23 protein-coding genes, 1 tRNA gene and 1 pseudogene are annotated in these 25,161 nt (G+C 71.5%); 13 read left to right on the top strand and 12 right to left on the bottom strand.

The window, feature by feature from the left end; translation table 11 throughout:
* Positions 1-54 precede the first annotated feature (54 nt).
* The gene (locus ACFYXA_RS22005; RefSeq protein ID WP_352246599.1) at positions 55-708 is read right to left on the bottom strand and encodes a DUF461 domain-containing protein; all 654 of its coding nucleotides are present in this window, start codon (positions 706-708) and stop codon (positions 55-57) included.
* A 679-nt stretch (positions 709-1,387) separates the two neighbouring features.
* Here ACFYXA_RS22005 and ACFYXA_RS22010 point away from each other — a divergent pair.
* From ACFYXA_RS22010 to ACFYXA_RS22035, 6 genes are all read left to right on the top strand, one after another.
* Entirely contained in the window at positions 1,388-1,870 is a 483-nt protein-coding gene (locus ACFYXA_RS22010; protein WP_389035314.1) for a CarD family transcriptional regulator, read from the top strand.
* A 355-nt stretch (positions 1,871-2,225) separates the two neighbouring features.
* Positions 2,226-2,978: a 2-C-methyl-D-erythritol 4-phosphate cytidylyltransferase gene (ispD, locus tag ACFYXA_RS22015; protein WP_389035317.1), complete on the top strand. Its 753-nt coding sequence runs from the start codon at positions 2,226-2,228 to the stop codon at positions 2,976-2,978.
* Positions 2,968-3,462 carry a 2-C-methyl-D-erythritol 2,4-cyclodiphosphate synthase gene (gene ispF / locus ACFYXA_RS22020; protein WP_389035320.1) on the top strand — a complete coding sequence of 165 codons (495 nt, stop codon included), beginning with the start codon at positions 2,968-2,970 and terminating at the stop codon, positions 3,460-3,462. The genes ispD and ispF overlap by 11 nt, the downstream gene beginning before the upstream one ends.
* A 131-nt stretch (positions 3,463-3,593) precedes the next feature.
* Positions 3,594-4,994 (top strand): cysteine--tRNA ligase, encoded by a 1,401-nt coding sequence (cysS, locus tag ACFYXA_RS22025; protein WP_352246597.1) that lies wholly within the window; start codon positions 3,594-3,596, stop codon positions 4,992-4,994.
* A gap of 89 nt (positions 4,995-5,083) precedes the next feature.
* Entirely contained in the window at positions 5,084-6,025 is a 942-nt protein-coding gene (gene rlmB, locus ACFYXA_RS22030) for a 23S rRNA (guanosine(2251)-2'-O)-methyltransferase RlmB (RefSeq protein WP_352246596.1), read from the top strand.
* A 241-nt stretch (positions 6,026-6,266) separates the two neighbouring features.
* A complete protein-coding gene (locus ACFYXA_RS22035) occupies positions 6,267-8,006 on the top strand; it encodes a DoxX family membrane protein (protein ID WP_389035325.1) in 1,740 nt (579 codons plus the stop codon).
* A gap of 94 nt (positions 8,007-8,100) precedes the next feature.
* Here ACFYXA_RS22035 and ACFYXA_RS22040 read toward each other — a convergent pair whose 3' ends face one another.
* Positions 8,101-8,832: an NDP-sugar synthase gene (locus ACFYXA_RS22040; RefSeq protein WP_389035328.1), complete on the bottom strand. Its 732-nt coding sequence runs from the start codon at positions 8,830-8,832 to the stop codon at positions 8,101-8,103.
* A gap of 167 nt (positions 8,833-8,999) precedes the next feature.
* Here ACFYXA_RS22040 and ACFYXA_RS22045 point away from each other — a divergent pair.
* Positions 9,000-9,365: pseudogene (locus tag ACFYXA_RS22045) on the top strand (RNA polymerase sigma factor); the annotation flags it as partial.
* Positions 9,366-9,456: 91 nt separating this feature from the next.
* Here the strand turns inward: ACFYXA_RS22045 and ACFYXA_RS22050 are convergent.
* Together ACFYXA_RS22050 and ACFYXA_RS22055 are read right to left on the bottom strand one after the other, a co-directional pair.
* A complete protein-coding gene (locus ACFYXA_RS22050) occupies positions 9,457-9,918 on the bottom strand; it encodes a hypothetical protein (protein ID WP_389036149.1) in 462 nt (153 codons plus the stop codon).
* Between the two features lie 218 nt (positions 9,919-10,136).
* On the bottom strand, positions 10,137-11,228 hold the full coding sequence (locus tag ACFYXA_RS22055; RefSeq protein WP_351091721.1) for a sn-glycerol-3-phosphate ABC transporter ATP-binding protein UgpC: 1,092 nt from the start codon (positions 11,226-11,228) through the stop codon (positions 10,137-10,139).
* Positions 11,229-11,501: 273 nt separating this feature from the next.
* On the opposite strand from ACFYXA_RS22055, the gene ACFYXA_RS22060 reads away from it, so the two are divergent.
* Positions 11,502-11,574, top strand: a tRNA-Thr gene (locus ACFYXA_RS22060).
* Positions 11,575-11,629: 55 nt separating this feature from the next.
* Here ACFYXA_RS22060 and ACFYXA_RS22065 read toward each other — a convergent pair.
* From ACFYXA_RS22065 to ACFYXA_RS22075, 3 genes are all read right to left on the bottom strand, one after another.
* Positions 11,630-12,538, bottom strand: coding sequence for an aminoglycoside phosphotransferase family protein (locus tag ACFYXA_RS22065; RefSeq protein WP_389035333.1), 909 nt, complete (start codon positions 12,536-12,538; stop codon positions 11,630-11,632).
* A gap of 76 nt (positions 12,539-12,614) precedes the next feature.
* Positions 12,615-14,051 carry an MFS transporter gene (locus tag ACFYXA_RS22070; protein ID WP_389036152.1) on the bottom strand — a complete coding sequence of 479 codons (1,437 nt, stop codon included), beginning with the start codon at positions 14,049-14,051 and terminating at the stop codon, positions 12,615-12,617.
* Between the two features lie 174 nt (positions 14,052-14,225).
* Positions 14,226-15,413, bottom strand: coding sequence for an FAD-dependent oxidoreductase (locus ACFYXA_RS22075; protein WP_352246592.1), 1,188 nt, complete (start codon positions 15,411-15,413; stop codon positions 14,226-14,228).
* 125 nt (positions 15,414-15,538) lie between these two features.
* Here ACFYXA_RS22075 and ACFYXA_RS22080 point away from each other — a divergent pair, with 125 nt between their 5' ends.
* Positions 15,539-16,246 (top strand): pentapeptide repeat-containing protein, encoded by a 708-nt coding sequence (locus ACFYXA_RS22080; RefSeq protein ID WP_389035337.1) that lies wholly within the window; start codon positions 15,539-15,541, stop codon positions 16,244-16,246.
* 12 nt (positions 16,247-16,258) lie between these two features.
* Here the strand turns inward: ACFYXA_RS22080 and ACFYXA_RS22085 are convergent, their stop codons facing one another.
* Entirely contained in the window at positions 16,259-16,759 is a 501-nt protein-coding gene (locus ACFYXA_RS22085) for a hypothetical protein (RefSeq protein WP_389035340.1), read from the bottom strand.
* A 70-nt stretch (positions 16,760-16,829) separates the two neighbouring features.
* Between ACFYXA_RS22085 and ACFYXA_RS22090 the strand changes: the two genes are divergently transcribed.
* Positions 16,830-18,245 (top strand): M1 family metallopeptidase, encoded by a 1,416-nt coding sequence (locus ACFYXA_RS22090; protein WP_352246589.1) that lies wholly within the window; start codon positions 16,830-16,832, stop codon positions 18,243-18,245.
* Positions 18,246-18,383: 138 nt separating this feature from the next.
* Here ACFYXA_RS22090 and ACFYXA_RS22095 read toward each other — a convergent pair whose 3' ends face one another.
* Complete coding sequence (locus ACFYXA_RS22095) at positions 18,384-18,959, bottom strand: TerD family protein (protein WP_130441939.1); 576 nt, start codon at positions 18,957-18,959, stop codon at positions 18,384-18,386.
* Positions 18,960-19,181: 222 nt separating this feature from the next.
* Here ACFYXA_RS22095 and arfB point away from each other — a divergent pair, with 222 nt between their 5' ends.
* The gene (gene arfB / locus ACFYXA_RS22100; protein WP_352246588.1) at positions 19,182-19,643 is read left to right on the top strand and encodes an alternative ribosome rescue aminoacyl-tRNA hydrolase ArfB; all 462 of its coding nucleotides are present in this window, start codon (positions 19,182-19,184) and stop codon (positions 19,641-19,643) included.
* Between the two features lie 113 nt (positions 19,644-19,756).
* Here the strand turns inward: arfB and ACFYXA_RS22105 are convergent, their stop codons facing one another.
* Both ACFYXA_RS22105 and ACFYXA_RS22110 read right to left on the bottom strand, forming a co-directional pair.
* The gene (locus ACFYXA_RS22105; RefSeq protein WP_389035346.1) at positions 19,757-20,260 is read right to left on the bottom strand and encodes a GNAT family N-acetyltransferase; all 504 of its coding nucleotides are present in this window, start codon (positions 20,258-20,260) and stop codon (positions 19,757-19,759) included.
* Positions 20,261-20,317: 57 nt separating this feature from the next.
* Positions 20,318-20,836: a flavin reductase family protein gene (locus ACFYXA_RS22110; protein WP_352246586.1), complete on the bottom strand. Its 519-nt coding sequence runs from the start codon at positions 20,834-20,836 to the stop codon at positions 20,318-20,320.
* Positions 20,837-21,331: 495 nt separating this feature from the next.
* On the opposite strand from ACFYXA_RS22110, the gene cdgB reads away from it, so the two are divergent.
* Positions 21,332-23,035, top strand: a complete 1,704-nt coding sequence (gene cdgB, locus ACFYXA_RS22115; protein WP_352246585.1) for a diguanylate cyclase CdgB — start codon at positions 21,332-21,334, stop codon at positions 23,033-23,035.
* A gap of 172 nt (positions 23,036-23,207) precedes the next feature.
* Entirely contained in the window at positions 23,208-24,164 is a 957-nt protein-coding gene (locus tag ACFYXA_RS22120; protein WP_389035351.1) for a carbohydrate-binding protein, read from the top strand.
* A gap of 7 nt (positions 24,165-24,171) precedes the next feature.
* Here ACFYXA_RS22120 and ACFYXA_RS22125 read toward each other — a convergent pair whose 3' ends face one another.
* Complete coding sequence (locus tag ACFYXA_RS22125) at positions 24,172-25,092, bottom strand: 1-phosphofructokinase family hexose kinase (RefSeq protein ID WP_389035353.1); 921 nt, start codon at positions 25,090-25,092, stop codon at positions 24,172-24,174.
* Positions 25,093-25,161 lie beyond the last annotated feature (69 nt).

The raw sequence follows: 25,161 nt of genomic DNA on the forward strand, positions 1-25,161 counted from the left end.
CGGCACCCCACGCGGGGCGCCGCCCTTCGTCATGTGCACGAGGCGGTACGGGGCTCAGTGGCCGGCGGCCGCCGACTCCGAGGCGCTCGGGGAGGCCGTGCCCGTGCCCGCGGTACCCGGCTGGCCCGCCGACGCGGAGGCCGACGCCGACGCGGAGGCGGACGGGGAGGCCGAGGCCCCCGGCGCGGACGGGATGTCGCTCGGGCCCCACTCGCTGAAGTAGCTCTCGGCGGGGACGACGAAGGCCTGCAGGCTGACCGCGCCGGTCTCGCTGAAGGTGAACGTCACCTTCTGGGCGTTGCCGCCCTGGACCGCCTCGTCGCTGCCGTCCACGATCGCGGAGGCGTTGTCCTTGCCGCCGATGACGACCGAGCCGCCGGCCGGGATCGTCACCTTGCTCTCACCCTTGGCGGGCTTGATCTCGACGGGCTTGCTCACCCCGTCCACGCTGATCGAGTCCAGCGTCTGCGGCTTGTCGCCGCCGTTGAACACCGTAGCGGAGACCGCGGCCGGACCCGTGGACTCCGGGTCGGGCTGGGTGATGACGACGACGTTCTGCAGCTTGATGTCGCCGACGCTGGTGGCGGCGTTGTCCGGCTTGATCTCCAGCGTCTGGCTGTCGTTGCCGGCGCCGCACGCGGCGAGCGTGGCGATCGAGAAAGCAAGGGCGGAGGCGGCGAGGGCGCCGCGTCGAAGGCTGCTGCTCACGGCGGCGGCATCTCCTTGGAACGCGCGGGCAGCTCTCCTGGATAAAGCCGCCCTAAGGGTCTGTCAGCGGGCCACAAGGTTACCGAGCCGCTCCCACGCCGCCGCACCCGACCCGCCTCTACGGCGTTCCGCACCGGTGAGGGCGGCTCCCGCGGCGGGCGGCACCTCGCGGCACTCGAGTGCCCTGGCAGTGCGGCGGCCACTCAGATCACTTCAGTCACTCACGTCACAAGTGACCCACCAGTCACTTCAGTCACTTCGTCATTCACATAACCGCCAGTCGGCGGGACCGGGGATTTTCGGTGAAGGAAAGCGCGGCCGCCCCGGAAATTGATCACCGGTGGTTCGGTCGGCGGTGCGATCCCCCGGCGTGATCAATTCGGGAAACGGCTCGGATGCGACTCAGGCCACCGAACGGAGTAGCGGAAGTCGCACACCGGCAACCGGACATATGGGGATGTTCGGGCACTCTGGAGGGGTTGCGGATGCGTGTAACGTACGCGTTTCACCCCCGTCGGACAGCCGCTCCGACCTGCGAATACCTGCTTCCACGCACCGCCCGCAGCACGTCCCTGTCGTGGTTGTCAACCCCCGAGATATGCCCTGACCTGCGAAAACGCCATTCAGAACCCGCGGATTCCGTGTTACCCTGGATAGCCACGGAAGGGGTACCTGTCACATGACGTTCAAGGTTGGCGACACCGTGGTCTATCCCCATCACGGGGCCGCGCTGATCGAGGCTATCGAAACTCGTCAGATCAAAGGCGTGGACAAGACCTACTTGGTGCTGAGGGTCGCCCAGGGCGACCTGACAGTGCGTGTGCCAGCGGACAATGCGGAGTTCGTCGGCGTGCGTGATGTGGTCGGTCAGGACGGGCTGGACCGGGTCTTCGAGGTGCTGCGCGCGCCGTACGCCGAGGAGCCCACGAACTGGTCGCGCCGTTACAAGGCAAATCTCGAGAAGCTCGCCTCCGGTGATGTCATCAAGGTCGCGGAAGTCGTACGTGACCTGTGGCGTCGTGAGCGTGAGCGCGGACTCTCCGCCGGCGAGAAGCGCATGCTCGCCAAGGCCCGCCAGATCCTGGTGAGCGAGCTCGCCCTCGCGGAGAACACCAACGAGGACAAGGCGGAGGCGCTCCTCGACGAGGTCCTCGCGTCCTGACGCCGACGCACACCGGCCTCGGCTCAGCACACTGAAATGCCGCGGTGCCCGATGACATAGCTCAAGTCGCCGGGCGCTGCGGCATGTCCGTGCCCGGACGCCGTGCGCACGTCTCTCCCGCAGTGCCGCGCGCCGTCGCCACGCCACCCCGAGTGCTCTTCGCATGTCGCATGCAGTCGATCGCGTCCTGCGGGCGACCGCATGGTGCTTCGGAGGGAGATCCCCCCGATTTCCGGGGTGCCGGGCCCGGGCAGCAAGCTCGACCGGCGTCACGGAAGGGTCCGGTCAAGGCGTCGCGCCCGGCACGCTGTCTCCGTACCCACCAAGGCCGAGCACACAAACCTGACAGGAACCGATGTCTGACGATTCGCGTCCCTCGCCCGCCCCGGCCCGCGCGGCCGCGGTCATTCCGGCCGCCGGCCGAGGCGTACGCCTAGGCCCGGGCGCCCCCAAGGCGCTCCGCGCGCTGGGCGGGACCCCCATGCTGATCCACGCGGTGCGCGCCCTCGCCGCCTCCCGCGCGGTCACCCTCGTGGTCGTGGTCGCCCCGCCCGAGGGCGCCGCCGAGGTCAGGTCACTGCTCGACGCGCACTCCCTGCCCGAGCGCACCGACTTCGTCGTCGTCCCCGGCGGCGAGAGCCGGCAGGAGTCGGTCAGGCTCGGCCTCGACGCGCTGCCGCCCGGCCACGACATCGTCCTCGTGCACGACGCCGCCCGGCCGCTGGTCCCCGTGGACACCGTCGACGCCGTCATCGAGGCGGTCCGCGACGGCGCCCGCGCCGTCGTCCCCGCGCTGCCCCTCGCCGACACCGTCAAAGAGGTCGACCCCGCGACCGCCCCCGGCGAACCGGAGCCGGTCGTCGCCACCCCGGAGCGGGCCCGGCTGCGCGCCGTCCAGACCCCGCAGGGCTTCGACCGCGCCACCCTCGTCCAGGCCCACGAAAACGTGACCGACGAGGTCACCGACGACGCCGGCATGGTCGAACGGCTCGGCCTGACCGTCGTCGCCGTCCCCGGCCACGAGGAGGCCTTCAAGGTGACGCGCCCGCTCGACCTCGTCCTCGCCGAGGCGGTCCTGGCCCGCAGGAGGCTCAACGATGGCTTCTGACACCCCGCTTCTGCCCCAGGTCGGCATCGGCACCGACATCCACGCCTTCGAGGAGGGCCGCGAGCTGTGGTGCGCGGGCCTGAAATGGGAGGGCGAGGGACCCGGGCTGGCCGGCCACTCCGACGCCGACGTCGTCGCGCACGCCGCGTGCAACGCGCTCTTCTCCGCCGCCGGACTCGGCGACCTCGGACAGCACTTCGGCACCGGCCGCCCCGAGTGGTCCGGCGCCTCCGGGGTGACCCTGCTGACGGAGGCCGCCCGGATCGTCCGCGCCGCCGGCTTCACCATCGGCAACATCGCCGTCCAGGTGGTCGGCCCGCGCCCGAAGATCGGCAAGCGGCGCGACGAGGCCCAGAAGATCCTCTCCGGCGCGGCCGGCGCCCCCGTCTCCGTCTCGGGCGCCACCACCGACGGCCTCGGCTTCCCCGGCCGGGACGAGGGCCTCATGGCGGTGGCGACGGCACTGGTCGCCCGCACGGGCTGACGCACCCGAGGCGCCCCCGGCAGCCGCGCCGGGAGCGCCCGCGGGCCGTCATATGCCGTGGCGTGTCACGAATCTGTGGCCCTTGAGCGGAAGAGAGCGGGGCATGGTCCCACGCCCACTACCCTGGAGGGGTGACTATTCGCCTGTACGACACCAGCGCCCGGCAGATCCGTGACTTCTCCCCGCTCCAGCCGGGTTGCGTCTCGATCTACCTGTGTGGCGCCACCGTGCAGGCGGCCCCGCACATCGGGCACATCCGCTCGGGCCTGAACTTCGACATCATGCGCCGCTGGTTCGCCCACCGCGGCTACGACGTCACGTTCATCCGCAACGTCACCGACATCGACGACAAGATCATCGCCAAGTCCCACGACCAGGGCCGCCCCTGGTGGTCCATCGGGTACGACAACGAGCGCGCCTTCAACGACGGCTACCACGCCCTCGGCTGCCTGCCGCCGACGTACGAACCGCGGGCCACCGGGCACGTCCCCGAGATGATCGAGATGATGCGCGGCCTCATCGAGCGCGGACACGCCTACGAGGCCGACGGCAACGTCTACTTCGACGTGCGGTCCTTCCCGGAGTACCTGCGGCTGTCCAACCAGGAACTGGACAACCTGCTCCAGCCCTCCGGCGAGGGCGAGACGGGCAAGCGTGACCCCCGCGACTTCGCCATGTGGAAGGCGACCAAGCCCGGCGAGCCCAGCTGGGAGACGCCCTGGGGCCGAGGCCGCCCCGGCTGGCACCTGGAGTGCTCGGCGATGGCCCACAAGTACCTGGGCACCGCCTTCGACATCCACGGCGGCGGCCTCGACCTGATCTTCCCCCACCACGAGAACGAGATCGCCCAGGCCAAGGCCTACGGCGACGACTTCGCCCGGTACTGGGTGCACAACGCCTGGGTCACCATGAGCGGCGAGAAGATGTCGAAGTCGCTGGGCAACAGCGTCCTCGTCTCCGAGATGGTCAAGCAGTGGCGGCCCATCGTCCTGCGCTACTACCTCGGCACACCGCACTACCGCTCGATGATCGAGTACAGCGAGGAAGCCCTGCGCGAGGCCGAGTCGGCGTTCGCGCGGATCGAGGGCTTCGTCCAGCGCGTCGTCGAGAAGGCGGGGGGAGTCGTCGAGCCCGCCCCCGAGGTCCCGCCGGCCTTCGCCGAGGCGATGGACGACGACCTCGGCGTCCCCCAGGCGCTCGCCGTGGTGCACACGACGGTCCGGCAGGGCAACTCCGCCCTCGCCGCCGACGACAAGGAAGCCGCCGTGGCCCGCCTCGCCGAGGTCCGCGCCATGCTCGGCGTCCTCGGACTCGACCCCCTCGACGCACACTGGGCGGGCGAGACCGACCGGGGCGAGGACCTCCACGGCGTCGTCGACAGCCTCGTACGCCTCGTCCTGGACCAGCGCGAAGCCGCCCGGGGACGCAAGGACTGGGCGACCGCGGACGCCATCCGCGACCAGCTCAACCAGTCCGGCCTCGTCATCGAGGACGGCCCGCAGGGACCACGCTGGTCCCTGGGCCCGCGTTGACAGCACCCTTGATCGATTGTGCCGCCCGGCCCCCCGGGCGGCACACTGCATGTACGCACGCACCACAGTTCACGGAAAACAGGTAGGTCATGGCAGCCAACAACCGTCGCATGTCCGGCAAGAAGGGCGCGCAGGTCGGCAGCGGCGGCCAGCGGCGCCGAGGCCTTGAGGGCAAGGGGCCGACCCCGCCCGCCGAGATGCGCAAGGGCCACAAGAAGAACCGCATCGCCACCGCCAAGACCAAGCAGGCCGCACGCCGTCCCGCACCCCGCGGCCGCGGCGGCAAGTCGGCCTCCGAACTGGTCGTCGGCCGCAACCCGGTCGTCGAGGCACTGCGCGAGGGCGTCCCCGCTTCGACGCTCTACGTCCAGCAGTTCATCGACAACGACGAGCGCGTGCGCGAGGCCCTCCAGCTCGCGGCCGAGCGCGGCGGCATCAACCTCATGGAGGCCCCGCGCCCCGAGCTCGACCGCATGACGAACGGCCTCAACCACCAGGGCCTCGTCCTCCAGGTCCCGCCCTACGAGTACGCCCACCCCGAGGACCTCGCCGCCGCCGCCTTCGACGCGGGCGAGGACCCGCTCATCGTCGCCCTCGACGGCGTGACCGACCCGCGCAACCTCGGCGCCGTGGTCCGCTCCGTCTCCGCGTTCGGCGGCCACGGCGTCGTCGTCCCCGAGCGGCGCGCCGCCGGCATGACCGCCGGCGCCTGGAAGACCTCCGCCGGCACCGCCGCCCGCACCCCGGTGGCCCGCGCCACCAACCTCACGCGCGCACTGGAGGCCTACAAGAAGGCCGGCATCGCGGTCGTCGGCCTGGCCGCCGACGGCGAAGCGGAGATCGGCGAACTTCAAGCCCTCCAGGGCCCCGTCGTCATCGTCGTCGGCAGCGAGGGCAAGGGCCTGTCCCGACTGGTCGGCGAGACCTGCGACTTCCGGGTGCGCATCCCCATGCCGGGCGGCGCGGAATCCCTCAACGCCGGTGTTGCGGCGGGAGTCGTGCTGTACGAGGCCGCGCGCCGACGAGGATGACCGGCACGCGGGGGACGGCGCCGCGCCGACGGGGATGACCGGCACGCGGGAGACGGCGCCGCGCCGACGGGGGCAGCCGGGTGTGCGCCGGCCGCCGCGCCGGCGCAGGTCGCCGGACGGCCCGTGCGGGCGGGCCCCTGGGGCCTGCAGGCGCGGCGCGGGAGGCTGTGGGCAGCCTTGACGGCGTCCGGACAGATCCGGTCGGTCAAGGCAGTGTCCTAACGTCACGTCACTCGGTTAGATGAGTGTGGACACCAGAACACCCCGCACACCCACGGGGGACCGCTCGTCGGGATTCGACGACGCTCCCGCGCTGAGCATGGTGAAGGTGCCGAGCGATCCGGCGCAGGTCATCGTCAGTCACGCGAGCTTCCGCGTGCAGTTGGGCGCGTCGACCCGGCGCACCCAATCCCCGCGCGTCGCCCGGCACTTGAGCGCCACCCAGGACACCGCCCGCATCCCCGTCGTCGGGACCGCGGGCAGAGCGGGCCTGGCCGGCGCGCCCGGAACGCGCCGCCGGGCCGTCGTCTGGAGCGGCCGGTCGGCCCCGGACGACACCGGCGCCCACCGCCTCCTCCAGGCCGTGCGGGCCGGCAGCGTGGGCCACGGCGAACCGCCCTCCGACATCGCCGGAGCCACCCGCGTCATCCCCCGCGTCGGGTCCGGCGGGACCTACGACGGCTACGACGGCGGCCTCACCGCCCAGACCCTCGAGACCCCGACGGTCGGCGCCCAGCGCACCCCCGGCGCCGGTGAGAACCGCATCCTGCCCGCCATGCGCACCGTCGGCAGCGCCTACGACGAGCCCGCATACGCCCCTCCGGGCCACGCCGGCCACGGCCACGACCCGTCCGGCTACGACGAACCGCCCTACGACGACGCCCCCTTCGAGGAGTTCGGCGAAGCCGTCGCCGCGCAGACCGCCCCGCGCTCCCGGCGCCACGGCGACGAACCCGCCCGGCACGCGTTCTACCCCGACCGCCGCCTCAACCTCGGCGTGGTCCTGCTCCCCCTGCGCGTCCTCCTCGGCTTCATCTCCGTCTACACCGGCATGGGCAAACTGTGCGACCCCGTCTACTTCGACGGCGGCGAACGCGGCTCCATGGTCAAGTGGCTCAACACCCTGCACCCCTGGGAAGTCGCCGAGCCGCTGCGCCAGTTCGCCCTGCACCACCCCGTCGGCTCGGGGCTCGTCATCGCCTTCCTCCAGGTGATCGTGGGCGTCCTCACCGTCCTCGGCTGCTGGCAGCGCGTCGCCGCCTTCGTCGGCGCGTCGCTCTCCGCCGCACTGCTCGTCACCGTCAGCTGGAAGACCGCCCCGGTCTACGAGACGCCCGACATCATCTACCTCGCCGCCTGGTCGCCCCTGGTCATCGCCGGCGCCCCCGTCTACTCCGTCGACGGCCGGCTCGCCGCCGGCGCCTGGCGCCGGCTCGGCCCCCGCGCCGACCTGTGGGACCTGCGCCGCTACGTCCTGCGCCGCGGCGCACTCGTCACCGCGATCACCGTGGGCATCACCCTGCTCGTCGGCTCCCTGCTCGGCGGCGCCGTCCGCGACGCCGACCGCGTCGTCGTCCCCGGCCCAGGCGAGGCCCCGCGCAACGAACTGCCCGGCTCCCCGCTCCCGCAGGAGTCCGGCGGGCAGCGCCCCAGCAAGAAGAAGGCCTCCCCGTCCGCCGAGCCCACCCGGGAGGCCACCTCGGCGGCCCCCACCGCCGGCGCCGACAGCTCCCCCGACGCCACCCAGGACGACACCGAGAGCGCCACCACCGGCGCGCCCAGCCAGACCCAGGGCACCGGCGGCGGCCAGGCCCCGCCCCAGCGCTCCACGCCGGACCAGCAGGCCCCCAGCACCAGCTCCGGCCCCACCTCCGGCGGATCCTCCAGCACCGGAGGCTCCACGAGCGGCGGCTCCGACAGCACCGGCGGATCGTCGTCCGACACCGGCCGCCCGGGCCTGGTGGGCGGGCTCCTCGGCTGACACACAACTCCTCAGGAGCCATACGGAAACGACGGTGTCCCCGGTGCTCTCCAGCACCGGGGACACCGTCATGCCGAACAGGACGGACGGACCGTCAGCGCTTTAGCGCCGCCAGCTCCTTCGCCGCCTCCGTCAGATCCTTCGCCGTGTCGATCGCCCGCCAGTAGGCGCCCTGCGGGATCGGGAACCCGGCGAGACGCCGCTCCCGGGCCAGATGCGGGAACGTCGTACGCTCGTGATCCCCACGCTCGGGCAGCAGGCCGGCGAACTCGGGGGAGAAGACGTAGACGCCCGCGTTGATCTCGTACGTCGTCGGCGGCGCCTCGATGAAGTCCGTGATGTGGCCGAAGCCGTCCGTCTTCACCGCCCCCCACGGGATGCGCGGACGGGCCAGCGCGAGGGTGGCGAGGGCGTCGCGCTCGGTGTGGAAGTCCGCCATGTCGCGCAGCGAGAACCGGGTCCAGATGTCGCCGTTGGTGGCGTACCAGGGCCGGTCCGGGTGCGGGAGGCGGGCGGCCGCGTACTTGAGACCGCCGCCGCGGCCGAGAGGCTCGGACTCCACGACCGTCGTGACCCGCACCGGCAGATCGGCCGTCTCCAGCCACTTCTCCAGCACGTCGGCGAGATGACCGCAGGAGACGACGACGTCGGTGACGCCCTCCTCGGCGAGCCAGCCCAACTGGTGACCGATGATCGGCTTCCCCGTCCCGGGGATCTCGACCATCGGCTTGGGCCGGTCGTCGGTGTAGGGGCGCAGCCGCGACCCCTGGCCACCGGCCAGGACGACGGCTTGAGTGGGGCGGGACGCGGCATGCGGATGGGTCATGACCGGCACTGTACGCGGCGCCCTCGACGGCCCGAGGGGCTGCCCCGGAGGCAGGCGGGCGCCGGGCCCCGGGAGCGCCGGGTCAACGCCGGTACCGAGCCGGGGCGTAGCTTGATCACCTGCTTCGCCTCGGTGTGCGGGCCTGCTCGACGCGGTGCGAAAAAATTGCCGCCATCGCGGCCGTGCACGACGAGGCCGAGGACACCGACGCCACCGACTGGCCCCAGATCCTCGCCTTGTACGACCTCCTGGAGCAGTTCGGGCCGAACCCGATGGTCTCCCTCAACCGCGCGGTCGCCGTCGCGATGGTTCACGACCCGGCCGCAGGGCTCGACCTGGTCAGGGCACTGGACGCCGACAACCGCATGGCCCGCCACCACCGGCTGCTCGCCACCCGTGCCCACCTCCTCGAACTCCTCGGTGAACACGAGGCCGCGGCGGCCTCCTACCGCGAAGCCGCCCGCCGTACCACCAGTGCCCCCGAACGCCGCCACCTCAGCGCCCGGGCCCACCGCCTGGAGCCCCGCCTGTGACGCGCCGAGGCGACGGAGAGGTGTGATCCAGGGGGCGGTGCCGGGCGGCGGCGTGCGGGCTCACCCGGAGGGGTGCACCCGCCGCCGTGCCTCAGCCGTGGGCCGCCATGACGCCCGAGGCGAAGGACGTGTCGCAGACGGGACGGGCGTAGGACTGCGCCCGTGCGGGGCCGTGGAGACGGACCGCCGCGCGGCCGAGGGCGCGGGCGATGGAGGCGCAGTGCCTGGCCAGGGACGGCTTGCCGTTCACCGCCTCCTGGAGGTGGGTCAGCGCGACGCCCGGGTTCTCGTCGTGGAGCTCGGTCAGCAGCCGGTCGCGCAGGATGTCCTGCGGGGCCTTCGCGGCGCTGTGGGAGGTGCGGTGCCCGGTGGAGGCGGAGGCGTCGGAGGCGGTGAGCACCGAATCCGAGGGGTCCCCCGACCAGTTGACCCGGGTGACCGCCAGGGTGCCGGAGAGCACCATGACGACGGGCAGGACGAGGGCGAGGGAGCGACCGATCCGCCGGGCGGGGCCCCGGCCGCGTCGCGTCTGAGGGGTGCTGGAGTGCTTCACGGAGTGCTTCACGCGTGTGAGGGTAGCGCGCCGTAATGACACGGCGACATTAAGTCACTCGGTCGGGGGATGAAGGTGTGCTTCTTTTTGGGTAAGGGGTTGACGAGTGCCGTTCGAAACGCCCGGTGTGTCGGGGTTCGCCGGGTGGACGGCGGCGACGAGAAGGGCCCCGCGGAAACCGCGGGGCCCTTCTCTTGAAGATGTGGAGCGGTCCGGCGTCAGTCGGAGAGACGCTCGCCCGTCGAGGTGGAGAACACGTGCGTCTCGCCCGCGCGCGGGACGACGTGCAGCGTGCTGCCCTTCTCCGGGACGTCACGGCCGCTGACACGGACGACGAGGTCCTTCGAGTCGTCGCCGCCGAGCTTGGCGGTGCCGTAGACGTACGCGTCGGCGCCCAGCTCCTCGACCACGTTCACGGTGACCGCGAGGCCCTGGTCGGAGTCCGCGCCGGCGACGTCGAAGTGCTCGGGGCGGACGCCGACGGTGACCGTCTTGTCGGTGGTCGCCGAGATCGCGTCGCGCTGGACCGGCACGACCGAGTTGCCGAACTTCACGCCGCCGTCGGCGATCGGCACCTCGACGAGGTTCATCGCCGGCGAGCCGATGAAGCCGGCCACGAAGAGGTTCGCGGGACGGTCGTACATGTTGCGCGGGGTGTCGACCTGCTGGAGCAGACCGTCCTTGAGGACCGCCACACGGTCGCCCATCGTCATGGCCTCGACCTGGTCGTGGGTGACGTAGACGGTGGTGATGCCGAGACGGCGCTGCAGCGAGGCGATCTGCGTACGCGTGGAGACACGGAGCTTGGCGTCCAGGTTGGACAGCGGCTCGTCCATGAGGAAGACCTGCGGCTCACGCACGATGGCGCGGCCCATCGCGACACGCTGGCGCTGACCGCCGGAGAGGGCCTTCGGCTTGCGGTCCAGGTACTCGGTGAGGTCGAGGATCTTCGCGGCCTCCTCGACCTTCTGCCGGATCTCCGCCTTGTTGACGCCGGCGATCTTGAGCGCGAAGCCCATGTTGTCGGCGACGGTCATGTGCGGGTAGAGCGCGTAGTTCTGGAACACCATGGCGATGTCCCGGTCCTTCGGCGGCAGGTGCGTGACGTCGCGGTCACCGATGCGGATGGCGCCGCCGTTGACGTCCTCGAGCCCCGCGAGCATCCGGAGCGAGGTGGACTTGCCGCAACCCGACGGGCCGACCAGGACGAGGAACTCGCCGTCCTCGATCGCGATGTCGAGTGCGTCGACGGCGGGCTTGGTGGAACCCGGGTAGATCCGGGTCGCCTTGTCGAAAGTGACAGTGGCCATGGCTCGAAGGCCCCCTTCTACCGGCAGGAACGTGCCGGACGATCCGTTGTAGGAAGGTGGTTGGTGTAGTCCACCGGAGTGAACTGGCTCAGGACGGTACCCGGCCGCCGTCGCCCTGTCAGCACCTGCGCGCCGGTGAACTTCGCGGAAATTTTCGACGGCGGCCGGTTCCGGACCCCCGAGGCGTTCTTCGGGACAGCAACTCCGTGGCTGGGTGAAGCGGCCCCTGTGTAAAGTGGTCCCGCCTTCGCGTGCGGCCTTGTAGCGCGTAATGCCGCCTTAGCTCAGTTGGCAGAGCAGCGTACTTGTAATGCGCAGGTCGTCGGTTCGATTCCGACAGGCGGCTCAGCAGCCCAGGTCAAGCAGTGTTTGGCCTGGGCTTCTCCATGTGTGCGGCGCGGTCATGGCCGCCTTCCCGGGCCGGCGTGGTCATCGCTGAGGCGGTGGGCGATCTCCAGGTCCTGTGCGGAGGGGCGGTCGCCGTTCTCGATGTCCCACAGGGCGTTCTGGAGGAGGCGGGCCAGGGTCCAGGCGCGGGCACGGGCGCGGTCCAGGGACAGGACGTCGGTCATCGCGTCGAAGCGCCAGCGGACGTCGGCCGGGTCGAAGCGGTTGGCGAGGGCGGGCCAGAGGTCGAAGCCGGGGTCGCCTGCGAGGGGTTTGGGGTCGATGGCGAGCCAGGGGGCGCGGTCGGCGGCGAGGACGTTTCCGTCGTGGAGGTCCCAGTGGAGGAGTCGGTCGCCGGGTTCATCGGCGACCTCCCGCAGTGCGGCGGCGCAGTCGGCGAGCTGTCGGCGGGCGGTCGGGTCCTCGACGCGGGTCAGGGCGTGCGGGGTGCGTTCCAGCATGCGGGCCGCGATGTCGCCGAGGCGGCGCATGCCGGCGGGTGCGGGGGTGGCGGTCAGTTCGGCCAGTAGCCGGGCGATGACGAGGACCGCTTCCTGGGGGTCGGGGACGTGGGTCAGCATGCGGGCGGGGTCGAGGCGTTCGAGGAGCAGGGTGCCGGTGGGTTCGTCGTGCCGTAGGAGTCGTACGGCTCGTCGGCCGGCCCAGGTTCGCAGGGCGACGTGTTCGCCTGCGCTCTCGTCGTCGACCGGTTGGAGTTTGAGGGCGGCGCGGGTGCCGTCGGTGGTGGAGGTGACGGGCAGGACCAGGGCGCATCGGCCGTGCATCGGGGTGCCGTCGAGGCGTAGGTCCCAGCGTTCGAGGAAGTGCGAGGCGAGTGCGGGCAGTGCGGCGATGAAGGCTCGTCCCGCCTCGCCGTTGGCCTTGGCCTGTGATGTCGCCAGTGCGTCGGGAACGTCGATCATTCCTGGGACGGTACGGCGGTGCGGGGTGCCGTACCACGCGGTTTTCCCGCGGTTTCCGGCCGGGGCGGGGGTGGTTTCAGGCGATCGATTCGGGGAGGGCCGGTTGTTCGGCCGGGACGTGGTGGCGGGTGGGTCTGCCGGTGACCATCAGGCCCGCTACGAGGGCGGCGGTGAGCATGATGGCGGCGGCGCACCAGATGGCGACGGTGTAGCCGTGCACGGTGGCTTCCGCGGCGATGCGTGCCCGGTCGGAGTGGTCGGTGAGGTGGGCGCCGGCGTATGCGGTGGCGCTGGTGGTGGCGATGGTGTTGAGCAGGGTGGTGCCGATCGAGCCGCCTACTTGCTGTGAGGTGTTGACGGTGGCCGACGTGACTCCGGCGTCTTGGGGGTCGACGCCGGCGGTGGCTGTGGAGAAGACGGGCATGAAGGTGAGGCCCATGCCGAGGCCCATGAGGACGAGTGCGGGGAGGATCTGGGTGGCGTAGGTGCTGTCCACGGTCATGCGGGTGAGGACGAGCATGCCGCCGGCCGCGAGGGTCATGCCGGGGGCCATGAGCATGCGGGGTGGGACGCGGTTGATGAGCCGGGCCGAGATCTGGGTGGAGCCGGTGACGATGGAGGCGGTGAGGGGGAGGAACGCGAGTCCTGTCTGCAGGGGGGAGTACTCCAGGACTACTTGGAGGTAGTAGGTCATGAAGAGGAACATGCCGAACATGCCTACGACGGCGAGGGCCATGGTGAGGAAGCAGCCGGCGCGGTTGCGGTCCCGGACGATGTGCAGGGGCAGCAGGGGTACCGGTGCGCGGGTCTGCCACCAGACGAACACCGTCAGGAGTGTGATCCCGGCGGCGAGGAGGGTGGGCACGAGGGGGTCGCTCCAGCCGCGTGGCTGGGCCTCGCTGACGGCGTAGACGATGGAGATGAGGCCGCCGCAGCCGAGCAGGACGCCGGGTACGTCGAGGCGGGCGGCGGTGGGGCCGGGGCGGTCGCGCAGGACGGTGAGGGCGATGCAGACGGCGGCGATGGCGAGGGGGACGTTGACGTAGAGGCACCAGCGCCAGTTCAGGTATTGGGTGAGGAGCCCGCCGACGATGAAGCCGATGGCTGCGCCGCTGGCGGAGAGTGTGCCGTAGGTGCCGAATGCCTTGGCGCGTTCTTCGGGGTCGGTGAAGGTGGTGGTGAGGAGGCTGAGCGCGGAGGGGGCGAGGACGGCGGCGAAGGCGCCCTGGAGGGCGCGGGCGGCGAACAGCGTGCCGGGGCCGGTGGCGGCGCCGCCGAAGATCGAGGCGAGCGCGAAGCCGACGAGGCCGAGGACGAAGGTGCGTTTGCGGCCGACGAGGTCGGCGATGCGGCCGCCGAGGAGGAGGAGGCCGCCGAAGGCCAGTGAGTAGGCGGTGATGACCCATTGGCGGTTGCCGTCGGTGATGCCGAGGTCGTGTTGCGCGGAGGGGAGCGCGATGTTCACGATCGTGGCGTCGAGGACGACCATGAGCTGTGCGAGCGCGATGACCACCAGGGCCCACCAGCGGCGGGGGTCCGGGGTGGGCTGGGGGTCGGGCTCGGGGGCGGGGACGGGGGCCGGCGCGGGCTCACCTGCCCGGTGGACGATCACCTGGCCAGAAGATCACGGCCGGGGCGGGGGCGCATGTGGGGAGGGGCCGCTCGGGGGTCTGCCCGTCCGTCGGTCTCATGCGGGTTCGCGTTCGGGGCGGGTGCGGCCGAGGGCGAGGGAGACGGCGGTGAGGGCGCTGGTGAAGGAGACTTCGCAGAGCACGCCGGGTGAGGCCACTTGGTCGCCGGCCAGGTAGACGTCGTCGCCGCGGTCGATGGCGGGGCGGTCGCGCCAGTCGGTGCCGGGTGGGTCGACCGCGCCGGTGCGGCCGGTGGCGACCGCCTCGCGTCGCCAGGTGAGGCGTTCGCGCCAGTCGGGGAAGCCGAGGTCGAGGAGCTGTTCCGCGCGTGCGATGCCGTCGGCTTTGGTTTCGTGCGGGCCGATCGGGATCTGGCCTTGGATCAGTTGTTCGCCGGCGGGGGCGAGGGTGCGGTCCTGGGCGGTGAACCGTTCGATCCAGCCGGGTGCGTCGAGGTCGGAGAGGGCGAAGGCGTCGCGGGTGGGGGTCCTTCCGGTTGAGCGGGGGCGGGTGCGCAGGGCGAGGTCGATGAGTGTGGTGCGGCCGCTGGGCCAGGTGAGGGAGTCGTCCTTGAGCAGTCGGCGGGCGGCGTCGAGGGAGGTGGCGACGATCACGGGGGTGTCGTCGGGGAGGGTGTCGACGCGGGACTGGGTCTCCAGGCGGACGCCGAGGTTCCAGGCGTGGGTGGCCATCCGGTCGATGAGGGTGGTCCAGCCGCCGCGCGGGTAGTGCGCTTCGGGCGGGAGTTTGGTGGCGCGGCGCAGGCGCTCGTGGACGAACGCGGCGGACAGGGCGCCGGGGTCGTGGTGGAAGAGGGCGACGGCGCTGTAGTGGGCGGCGGCGCGGGCGCCGTCCTCGCCGGCCAGCTCGGTCGCCCAGGTGAGGAAGTCGGTGTCCACGGGTGCGTGGTGGCGGGTGGCGCGGTGCAGGAGTCTCAGCATCGCGAGGGGCGGTGTGCGGCGGAGGGCGCCGTGGTGGCGGAGGCGGAGTCGGGTGGCTTCCAGGGGTGGCAGGGGTGCGAGGGGGCCGATGAGGTCACGTCGGGCGAGCCAGGTCCAGTGGGGGCCGCCGTTGTAGAGGGCGTGCGGGCCTTCGTTCGTCCGGTAGGGGCCGTCTGTGGTCCTGGCTCGTCCGCCGAGGGTGTGGTGGGCTTCGTGGAGGGTGACTTCGGCGCCCGCCTCCGCGGCGGCGATGGCGGCGGTGAGGCCGGCGAGGCCGCCGCCGATGACGGTGATGCGGTGCACGGGCTCTCCTTCGGTCGGTGTGCTGGGGGTGCTGTGGATACGACCGGTTCGGGGCCCCGGCTTGTGACATCCCGGTGTCTGTGCTGGTCGGGGGGTTTGTCAGTGGTGGGGTGCAGGATGGGGGCATGGCGAGGACAGGTGTCGGCGGGGCCGGTGCGGGGCGTGGGGCCGGCGGGAGCGGGGTGAAGGGTGCTCGGCGGCCGGAGGTGCGGCTGCCCGGGGCGTTGGAGCCGTACGGGGGAGGGGAGGTGGAGCCTGACGGGGATTACGACGGGTTGGAGTTCGTGGGGGCGGATCTCGCGGGTCAGGACGGCGCGGGGGCGCGTTTCATGGACTGCGCGCTGAGAGAGTGCGCGTTGGACGGGACGCGGCTGCATCACGCCCGCTTCCTCGATTCGGTGCTCACCGGGGTGCGGGGTGTGGGCACGGAGCTGGCCGAGGCGACGTTGCGGGATGTCGAGGTGGTCGACGCGCGGCTGGGTGGCGTCCAGTTGCACGGGGCGGTTCTGGAGCGGGTGTTGGTCCGCGGCGGCAAGATCGATTTTCTCAATCTGCGGCAGGCGCGGTTGCGGGATGTGGTGTTCGAGGGCTGTGTGCTGGTGGAGCCCGATTTCGGGGGTGCGCGGCTGGAGCGGGTGGAGTTCGTGGACTGTGCGCTGAAGGCCGCTGATTTCACCGCCGCGGTCCTGAAGGACGTGGACTTTCGGGGTGCGGCGGAGCTGGGTCTCGCGGGCGGTCTGGACCGGCTGTCGGGCGCGGTGATCAGTGCGGCCCAACTGCTGGATCTGGCACCGGCGTTGGCTGCGGAGCTGGGGATCAGAGTGGAGGGCTGAGGCCAGGCGGGGTCAGCTGATGCGGGGGAAGCGTGCCTGGAGGGTCCAGATCGCGGGGTTGTCGGCGAGGTCTTCGTGGAGGTCGGTGAGGTCGGCGATCAGGTCGTGCAGGAAGTCGCGTGCCTCGCGCCGGAGTTCGGTGTGGGAGAAGGTCAGTGGGGGTTCTTCGGCCGGCATCCAGTCGGCTTCGACGTCCACCCAGCCGAAGCGGCGTTCGAAGAGCATGCGGTCGGTGGATTCGGTGAAGTCCAGCTCCGCGTGCTGGGGGCGGGAGGCGCGGGAGCCCGCCGGGTCGCGGTCGAGGTGTTCGACGATGTCGCACAGGGCCCACGCGAAGTCGAGTACGGGCACCCATCCCCAGGCTGTGGACAGCTCGCGGTCCGTCTTGGTGTCGGCGAGGTAGACGTCTCCGCAGAACAGGTCGTGCCGCAGTGCCCGGACGTCCGCGCGGCGGTAGTCGGTCTGCGGGGGGTCGGGGAACCGGTTGGAGAGGGCGTAGCCGATGTCGAGCACGTAGGCGATGGTGTCATGCGTCGGGCGCGATCAGGTGTCCGGTCGAACGGCTGCGCATAGGATCGCCGGCATGTACCGAACTGTGCGGCTTGTCCGGGCCGCTGCTGCGGGGGTTGTCGTTCCGGTGCTCGCGTTATGTCTGGGGGGGTGCGACGGAGGGGGCCGGGGCGATGCCGAGGGCTCCTCGGGGGTGGGGGACCCGTACTTCCCGAAGGCCGGCAACGGCGGTTACGACGTCACGCACTACGCCCTGGACCTGGCCTACGATCCCGCCACGCGCCGGCTGTCCGGCACCGCCCGGATCACGGCCCGGGCCACCCAGGCGCTGGACGGGTTTCATCTCGATCTGAAGGGGCTGGAGGTCGAGGGGGTCACGGTCGGGGGCAAGGAGGCGTCCTTCGACCATGAGGGCCAGGAGTTGGTCGTCCGTCCGTCCGCCCGGCTGGCCGAGGGCGCGATGTTCGAGACGTCCGTGCGCTACGGGGGCCGTCCGGCTGTGATCACTGATCCCGACGGCTCGAAGGAGGGCTGGCTGCGTACGGCCGACGGCGCCTTGGCGTTGGGCGAGCCGACCGGCTCCATGGCGTGGTTCCCGGGCAATCACCACCCTTCCGACAAGGCGTCGTACGACATCACGGTGAGCGTGCCAGAGGGGCTCACCGCCGTCTCCAACGGTGAGCTGCGGGGCGAGCGGACCGCCGGTGGGCGTACCGCCTTCTCCTGGCACACAGCGGAGCCGATGGCGAGCTATCTGGCCACGGTCGCCATCGGCCGGTACGACGTCAGCCGGCCCGCTGCCGGGGACGGGCCGCCCCTGTATGTCGCCGTGGACTCCACCCAGGCCGCCCGTGGTCGTGAGGCGCTCGCCCGGTTGCCGGAGGTGCTGGAGTGGGCTGCGTTCAACTTCGGGCCGTATCCCTTCTCCTCTGCCGGTGCGATCGTCGACCGCCCGGGGGACGTCATATACGCCCTGGAGACGCAGAGCCGTCCGGTGTTCCCCGGCTCGCCCGATCCTCGGCTGCTCGTCCATGAGATCGCCCATCAGTGGTTCGGTGACTCCGTCACGCCGCGGACCTGGCGTGACATGTGGCTGAACGAGGGGTTCGCCACCTACGCGGAGTGGCTGTGGACGGAGGACGAGGGCGGTCCCACGGCCGAGCAGACCTTTCAGGAGATGTATGACGAGGGCGAGGAGAAGTACGAGGACTTGTGGTCCTTCCCGCCGGCGGTGCCGCCCGGCGCCGAGGACATCTCGGCGCAGGGTCCCGTCTATCAGCGTGGCGCGATGGTGATCCACAAGATCCGGCAGACCGTGGGCGACGACGCCTTCTTCGATCTGGTCCAGGGCTGGACCGCCGCCCACCGTCACGGCAACGCCACGACGGAGCAGTTCACGGCCTTCGTGGAGAAGCAGGCGCCGGACAAGGACTTCCGCCCCGTCTGGCGGGACTGGCTGTACGGGGAGGGCAAGCCGGAGCGGGCGTGACGGGGTCTCGCCCCTGGGGGAGACGCGGAAGGTGGCTTCCGCCGGGCACGCCGGAGCCCCCGGCCTCTTTCGGCCGGGGGCTCCGCGAGACGTGCTGCTCGCTCAGGCGTGGCACCGGGGTGCCGCAGGGGTGTCGGGTCAGACGTTGACGCCGAAGTCCTGGGCGATGCCGACCAGGCCCGAGGCGTAGCCCTGGCCGACCGCGCGGAACTTCCACTCCGCGCCGTTGCGGTACAGCTCGCCGAAGACCATGGCCGTCTCGGTGGCCGCGTCCTCCGACAGGTCGTAGCGCGCGACTTCCGCGCCGCCGGCCTGGTTGACGATGCGGATGTAGGCGTTGCGGACCTGGCCGAAGTTCTGCGAGCGGTTCTCCGCGTCGTAGATGGAGACCGGGAAGACGATCTTGTCGATGTCGGCGGGGAGGGCCGCCAGGTTGACGTTGATCGCCTCGTCGTCGCCCGCGCCTTCGCCGGTGCGGTTGTCACCGGTGTGGACGATGGAGTTGTCGGGGGTCTGCTTGTTGTTGAAGAAGACGAAGTGGGCGTCCGAGTAGACCTTGCCCTGGGGGTTGACCGCGATCGCGGAGGCGTCGAGGTCGAAGTCCGTGCCGGTGGTGGTGCGGACGTCCCAGCCGAGGCCCACGGTGACGGCGGTCAGGCCCGGAGCCTCCTTGGTGAGCGAGACGTTGCCACCCTTGGACAGGCTTACAGCCATGGGAGTCCTTTCCCTCGTTGCGTAGAGGCTTCGTGCGCCACGAAGCTACAGCTACCCCTATGAACGCCGTGCGGGATGTCCAAGGTTCCCGTGTCTTTACTTTCTTTACCGACGCTTCCGCGGACGGTCACACGGACGGCCGCACCGGCGGCCCGCGGACCTAGGGGACTCCGTCGGATATTCGGGTGACGTGGACGGGTCACAGCCGGGAACATGGACGTCATGTCCGGTTCCTCTCGGGGGCTCGGGGGTCCGACCCCCGGGCGACTCATCATCCGCGGCTCCGTCTCACTGCCCGAGGCCGAGCTCATGTGGCGTTTCTCGCGGTCGTCGGGGCCGGGTGGCCAGCACGTCAACACCAGCGACTCGCAGGTGGAGCTGCGCTTCGACCTCGCGGCGACCGAGGCGCTGCCCGAGGTGTGGAAGGCGCGGGCCCTGGAGCGGCTGGCCGGTCGGCTCGTCGACGGGGTCGTCAGCGTCCGCTCCTCCGAGCACCGCTCGCAGTGGCGCAACCGCGAGGCCGCCCTGGTGCGCCTCACCGCCCTGCTCGCCGAGGCGACCGCGCCCCCGCCCAAGCCGCGCCGCCCGACCCGCATCCCGCGGGGCATCAACGAGCGCCGGCTGCGGGAGAAGAAACAGCGTTCCGAGACCAAGCGCGGCAGGACCAGCCGGGACTGGTCCTGACCTGACCTGACCTGGCGTGGGCGCAGCCCCGAAGGCTCCAGTCCGTGAGCCCGCTCCCTGACCTGACCTGACGTGGGCGCGGCCCGGGAAGGTCCAGGGCCGTGAGCCCGCTCTCAGTCCAGTTCCAGCACGCCCACCGTCTCCCCCTCGCTCTTCTCGCCCGTGTTCTTGAAGCCCAGGGTCTGGTAGAAGCGCTCGGGGCCGTGCGGGCCGGGGTGCCAGGTGACGTACAACTGGCGGCCGCCGCGGCGGCGGATCTCGGCGGCGACGGACTCGACGGCGAAGCGGCCGTAGCCGCGGCCCTGTTCGGTAGCGGCGATGTTCAGCCGCCACAGGCCGGAGCGGATGACGCTGCCGCCGTCCTGCTTCCAGTCGATGTCGAAGAAGGCCATCAGGAAGCCGACGGGCCGGCCGGCGTCGACGATCAGGCGGGGCCAGGCGACGTCCTGGTACACGTACGCCTCGGCGAGGGACTTCGCGACGGGGGACACCGCGAATTCCTGCTCGGGGCGGACCTGAATGGCGAGCGCGGCTTCCACATTCGCGCGGGTGATTTCCTCGAGCGTGAGGGAAGCCCCGGAAGGAGAAGGCGCGGCGGGGGTGGCGGGGGTCGTCATCCGGGCACGTTAAGGCGGCGATCCGCGGCGGGCCACTGAATTAGCGTTCAGTACGGGTCAGCCCAACTGCCGGTAACGGCCCTTGAAATAGAGCAGCGGGCCGCCTTCGGCGCTCGGTACGCGCGCGCTCAGCACGCGTCCGATCACCAGGGTGTGGTCGCCCGCCGTCACCCGCTGCTCGGTGCGGCATTCCAGGGTGGACAGCGCGCCGCCCACCAGGGGCGCGCCGGTGGCCTCGCCGGTCACGTACGGGATGTCCTCGAAGAGGAGGCGGTCGCTGAGGCGTCCCTTCATGGCGAAGCGGCCGGCGATGTGCCGCTGGCTCTCCGCGAGGACGGACACCGCCCACAGGGGCTGTTCGTCGAGCACGTCGTCCATGCGGGAGCCCGTGCGCAGGCTGACCAGGACCAGTGGGGGGTCCAGGGAGACGGACAGGAAGGCGGTGGCCGTCATGCCGGCGTACTCGCCCTGCGGCGCCAGCGGGTCGTCCGGGTCCAGAGGCGGCTCCTGCGCGGTCACCAGGACGACCCCGCCGGCGAGCCGGGACAGGGCGCTGCGGAACTCGTCGTCGCTCACCCCCACAGCATGCCCGGCGGCCGGCGGGGCGGCCGGGACGGGGTGAGCCGGCGGGGGGTGGGGCGGGAGCAGTTCGGGGGGCATGGAGGAAGGCACGTTCCGCACGCTAGTGTCCGCCGGGGCCGGCCCGCATCGGACCTCCGCCCGAGAGGGGGCGTAGGTCCGGGGACCGATTCCCGTAGGCTCTGCGGCACACTGCGTCATGCGCGCAGGAATGACACAGGAAAAACGCAGAATCATCACTCAAATGTTCACGTTCTTATGTGACTTGAGTCACAAGAGGCATGAATTGTTGACCCTGTGTACCGAGTGGGGAGCGCGCTGTGATTCAGTGGCGGAGGCGTTACTGAAGACAGGCACAACGTCGACACAGCGCGACACACACGGGACACGTGTCACGCGCGGATCGAAACAGAAACGACAGCGTCGACAGCAACGACGTCACGCCGAAGACAACCCTTGATTCGCTGCGAAGTCTCGGGGGGAGGGCGAAGCATGGAGACCGAGTCGGAGCCGTATGTCCGCCTTGCGTCCCTGCGACAGCTGCACCAGGTCATGGCCGACATGAACACGGCACGGAGCATGGCCGACACACTGCAGACCGTCGCCGACGGCGTGGTCACCGCACTGGGCTACGAGCTGGCGTGCGTGAACCTCGTGCGCCCCGACGGCGACCTGGTCGTCGCCGCCTTCTCCGGCAACCCCGCCGCCGAGGCCCTCATCACCGGCCGGGTCGGCTCGCGCGAGTCCTGGGAACGCCGCCTCACCATGGGCGAGACCTGGGGAGACCTGGTCTTCATACCTCACACCGAGGGCTGGATCCTCGACGACGACGACGTCCCGCAGTGGTACACCGACGGCCCCGAGCCCCGCTTCGAGGACGAGTGGCACCCCTCCGACCGGCTGTTCGCACCGATGTACACGCCCGCCGCGCCCGGCGGCGGCTCCGGCGGCGAACTGATCGGCGTGCTCTCCGTGGACCGCCCGCGCAACGGCCGCCGGCCCGGCGCCTGGGGCCGCGAAGCGCTCCAGATGTACGCGTTCCAGGCGGCGATAGCCCTCAGCAACGCACGTCTACGCGCGAATATGCAGCGAGCGCTGGTCAGGCTCGGACGCGAGCAGCAGGCCCTGCGCGCCAGCGAGGAATCCTTCCGCCAGGCCTTCGAGTACGCCCCCTCCGGCATGGCCATCGCCGAGATGGGCGGCGACCAGCACGGGCGGATCCTGCGCACCAACGACGCCCTGTGCCGGCTGCTGGGCCGCCCCGCCTCCGCGATGCGCCGCTACTCCTTCTCCGACCTCGTCCACCCCGAGGACATAGGCACCCTGCTGCGCACCTCCGCCGAGGGCGGCCGCGCCGAGCTGCGCCTCGGCCGCCGTGACGGCACGTACGTGTGGGTGTCGCTGCGCAACTCCGTGGTCGCCGACGCCGCCGACGGGCCCCGCTTCCTCCTCACCCACGTCGAGGACATAGAGGAGCGCAAGCGCCGCGAGCTCCAGCTCGCCCACCGCGCCTCCCACGACTCCCTCACCGGCCTGCCGAACTCCGCCGAGCTGCGCTCCCGCCTCTCCGCCCGGCTCTGCCGGCGCCCCCAGTCCGCCCACCCCGCCGCCCTCGACGCCATGGAAGCCCTGTCCACGACGGACGCCGTGGACACCGTGGAGAGCGCCTACGGCCGGCCCGCCTTCGACGCCCAGGACCACGGTTTCGACTACCGGCCGGCCGGCGCCGAGGCGTACGACGCCTACGACCACCACGTGCACACCGTCGCCCCCGAGGAGAGCGCCCGCGACGACGGCTCCAAGGGGCTCGCGGTGCTCTTCTGCGACCTCGACGGCTTCAAGTCGATCAACGACCGGTTCGGGCACAACGCCGGCGACGCGGTCCTCATCGAGGTCGCCCGGCGGCTCTCGAGCGGGGTCCGCGACGGCGACACCGTCGCCCGGCTCGGCGGCGACGAGTTCGTGATACTGGCCGACGGACTCGGCCGGGCCGACGCCCAGGACCTCGCCGTACGCCTGCGCAACGAGATCATCCAGCCGATCCGCGCCGAGGGCCGCGCCGTCCGCGTGGGCGCGAGTTTCGGCATCGGCTGGGCGCACTGCGGGATGACCGCCGACGAGGTCCTGAAGTCGGCCGACGAGCGCATGTACGTCGAGAAACGATCTCGTCCCAAACAGCACAGACGGGCGGGCTGACACCCAGGTCAGCTGACCGGTCGCGGAGTTGATGCGACCCGAGTCACCCGTTTGGGGGTTGGGATGGGGGTAGGCTCGCTTTCTCCGCACGAATCGGTCCGCGCACCGAACGGAATGAAGAACTCCGCCCGCGGACCGCATCCGCCCCGCACCTGTTGAGGAGAACGAAGGGATGACGCCCGGCAACAACGGCGCGAGCACGCCCGAGGACGACGACCCGTTCGGCTACCTCTACGCCGACGGTCAGGCCAACGGAGCTCAGCCGCCCTCCGGGGGCTACGGTTACCCGAACTCGGTCAGCCGTGTGCGTGCCGTCGGCGAGCGCAAGTACGGCCAGCCGCAGCAGCAGTCGACCGCGCAGTACGGGCAGGCGACGCTGCCGCAGCAGGGCGCTTACGGCCAGCCGAACTCTCACTACGCCGCCCCGGAGACCCTCCCCGGCGGCGGTTCCGTGCCCACCGGCAACCGGCAGCAGGCGCCGTCCGGCGGCGGCCGGGGCCGCGGCCCCAACACCAAGGGCCTGCTGATCGGCGCGGTCGCGGTCGTCGCCGCGGTCGTCGTCGGCATCGGCATCGCCATGATGAACGGCGACGACGACGGCGACAAGAAGGACGACACCTCGGCCTCTCCCGGCCCCGCGGCGTCCGCGAGCGCCTCACCCAGCCCGTCCGGCAGCGGCGAGCCCTCCCAGGAGGCCGAACTGCCGACGGTCGACGCCAAGGCGCTGCGCCTCGGCGGTGCCGCCGCACTGGCCTCCGACGTCAAGGGCGCGCAGTCCGACGGGGGCGTCTATGTGGGCAACCTCAACCAGGTCGGCAACTCCGTGACCTGGACCGTCGACGGCATCCCGTCGGAGGGCGACTACACGCTGTTCGCGCACTACAGCGTGCCCGGTGAGGACCAGTCGATGACGCTCACCGTCAACGGCAAGAAGTTCGGCTCCCCGGCGCCTGTGAAGAACTACGCGAAAGCGCCCGCCGGTGACTTCGAAAAGGGCTGGACGACCACCTACATGTGGCCGACGCTCACCAAGGGCACCAACACCTTCACCATCTCCTGTGAGAACGGCGACAAGTGCAACGTGCTGCTCGACCAGTTGTGGCTGAAGAAGGGCCAGGTCACGAAGTAGCGGGCGGTCAGGCCGCGTTGACCTCGCCGGTCACCGCGACCCGGCCGAGCAGGTCCTCGTAGGCGGCCGGGTCGAACTCGCAGGCCGCCGGGGCGAGGACCTTCGCCGTGGACAGGGCGACCGCGCGGGCCAGGGTCTCTGGCCAGCGGAGGCGTTCGGCCAGGCCGGACAGCAGTCCGGCGGTGACGAAGCCGTCGGCGTCGGTGAGGCCGCCGCGCGGCCGGGTGGGCGGTGCGGCCCGCCAGTGGCCCTCCGGGGTCGCCGCGACCAGGCCCTCGGGGCCCAGAGAAGCCACCACGGAGCGGGCGCCGCGTCGGCGGGCGTCCTGGGTGGCCCGCAACGGCTCGTGCGAGCCGGTGAGTTCGGCCAGTTCGTCGCCGGTCGGCGCGATCAGATCGGGGCGGGCGGCGACCGCGCGGCGCAGCGGCTCCCCTCCGGTGTCCAGCAGTACGGGAACCCCCGCGGCGCGCGCGAGACGCACCAGGCCCGCGTACGCGCCCACGGGCACCCCCGGCGGCAGGCTTCCGCACAGGGCCACCGCGTCCGCGCCGGCCAGCAGCCCCTCGTACGCCTGGAGGAAGGCGGTCCACTCGGCGGGCGTGATGAGGGGGCCGGGCTCGTCGAGGCGGGTGGTGTCGCCGGTGCGGGCGTCGACCACGGCGATCGTGCGGCGGGTGGAGCCGGATATCGGCACGAGCGCGTCGGCGACGCCGGTCAGGCGCTCCCGCACGACCCGGCCGGTGGCGCCGCCCGCGAAACCGGTGACGGTCGCCTCGTGGCCGAGCGCGGCCAGGACGCGCGCCACGTTCAGTCCCCGGCCGCCGGGCCGTTCTGTCACCTGGGTCACCCGGTGCGCGCTGTGCGGGCGCAGCGCCGGGACGCGATAGGTGACGTCGAGAGCGGTGTTCAGCGTGACGGTGAGGATCACCTGGTCCGACCTCCCCCGAGGGCCGGCTGTTCGCCGTCCGTTCGCGTGCTGTGGCATGTGCGGATTCCA

This window comes from Streptomyces sp. NPDC002566 (assembly GCF_042889585.1).
GTDB lineage: Bacteria > Actinomycetota > Actinomycetes > Streptomycetales > Streptomycetaceae > Streptomyces.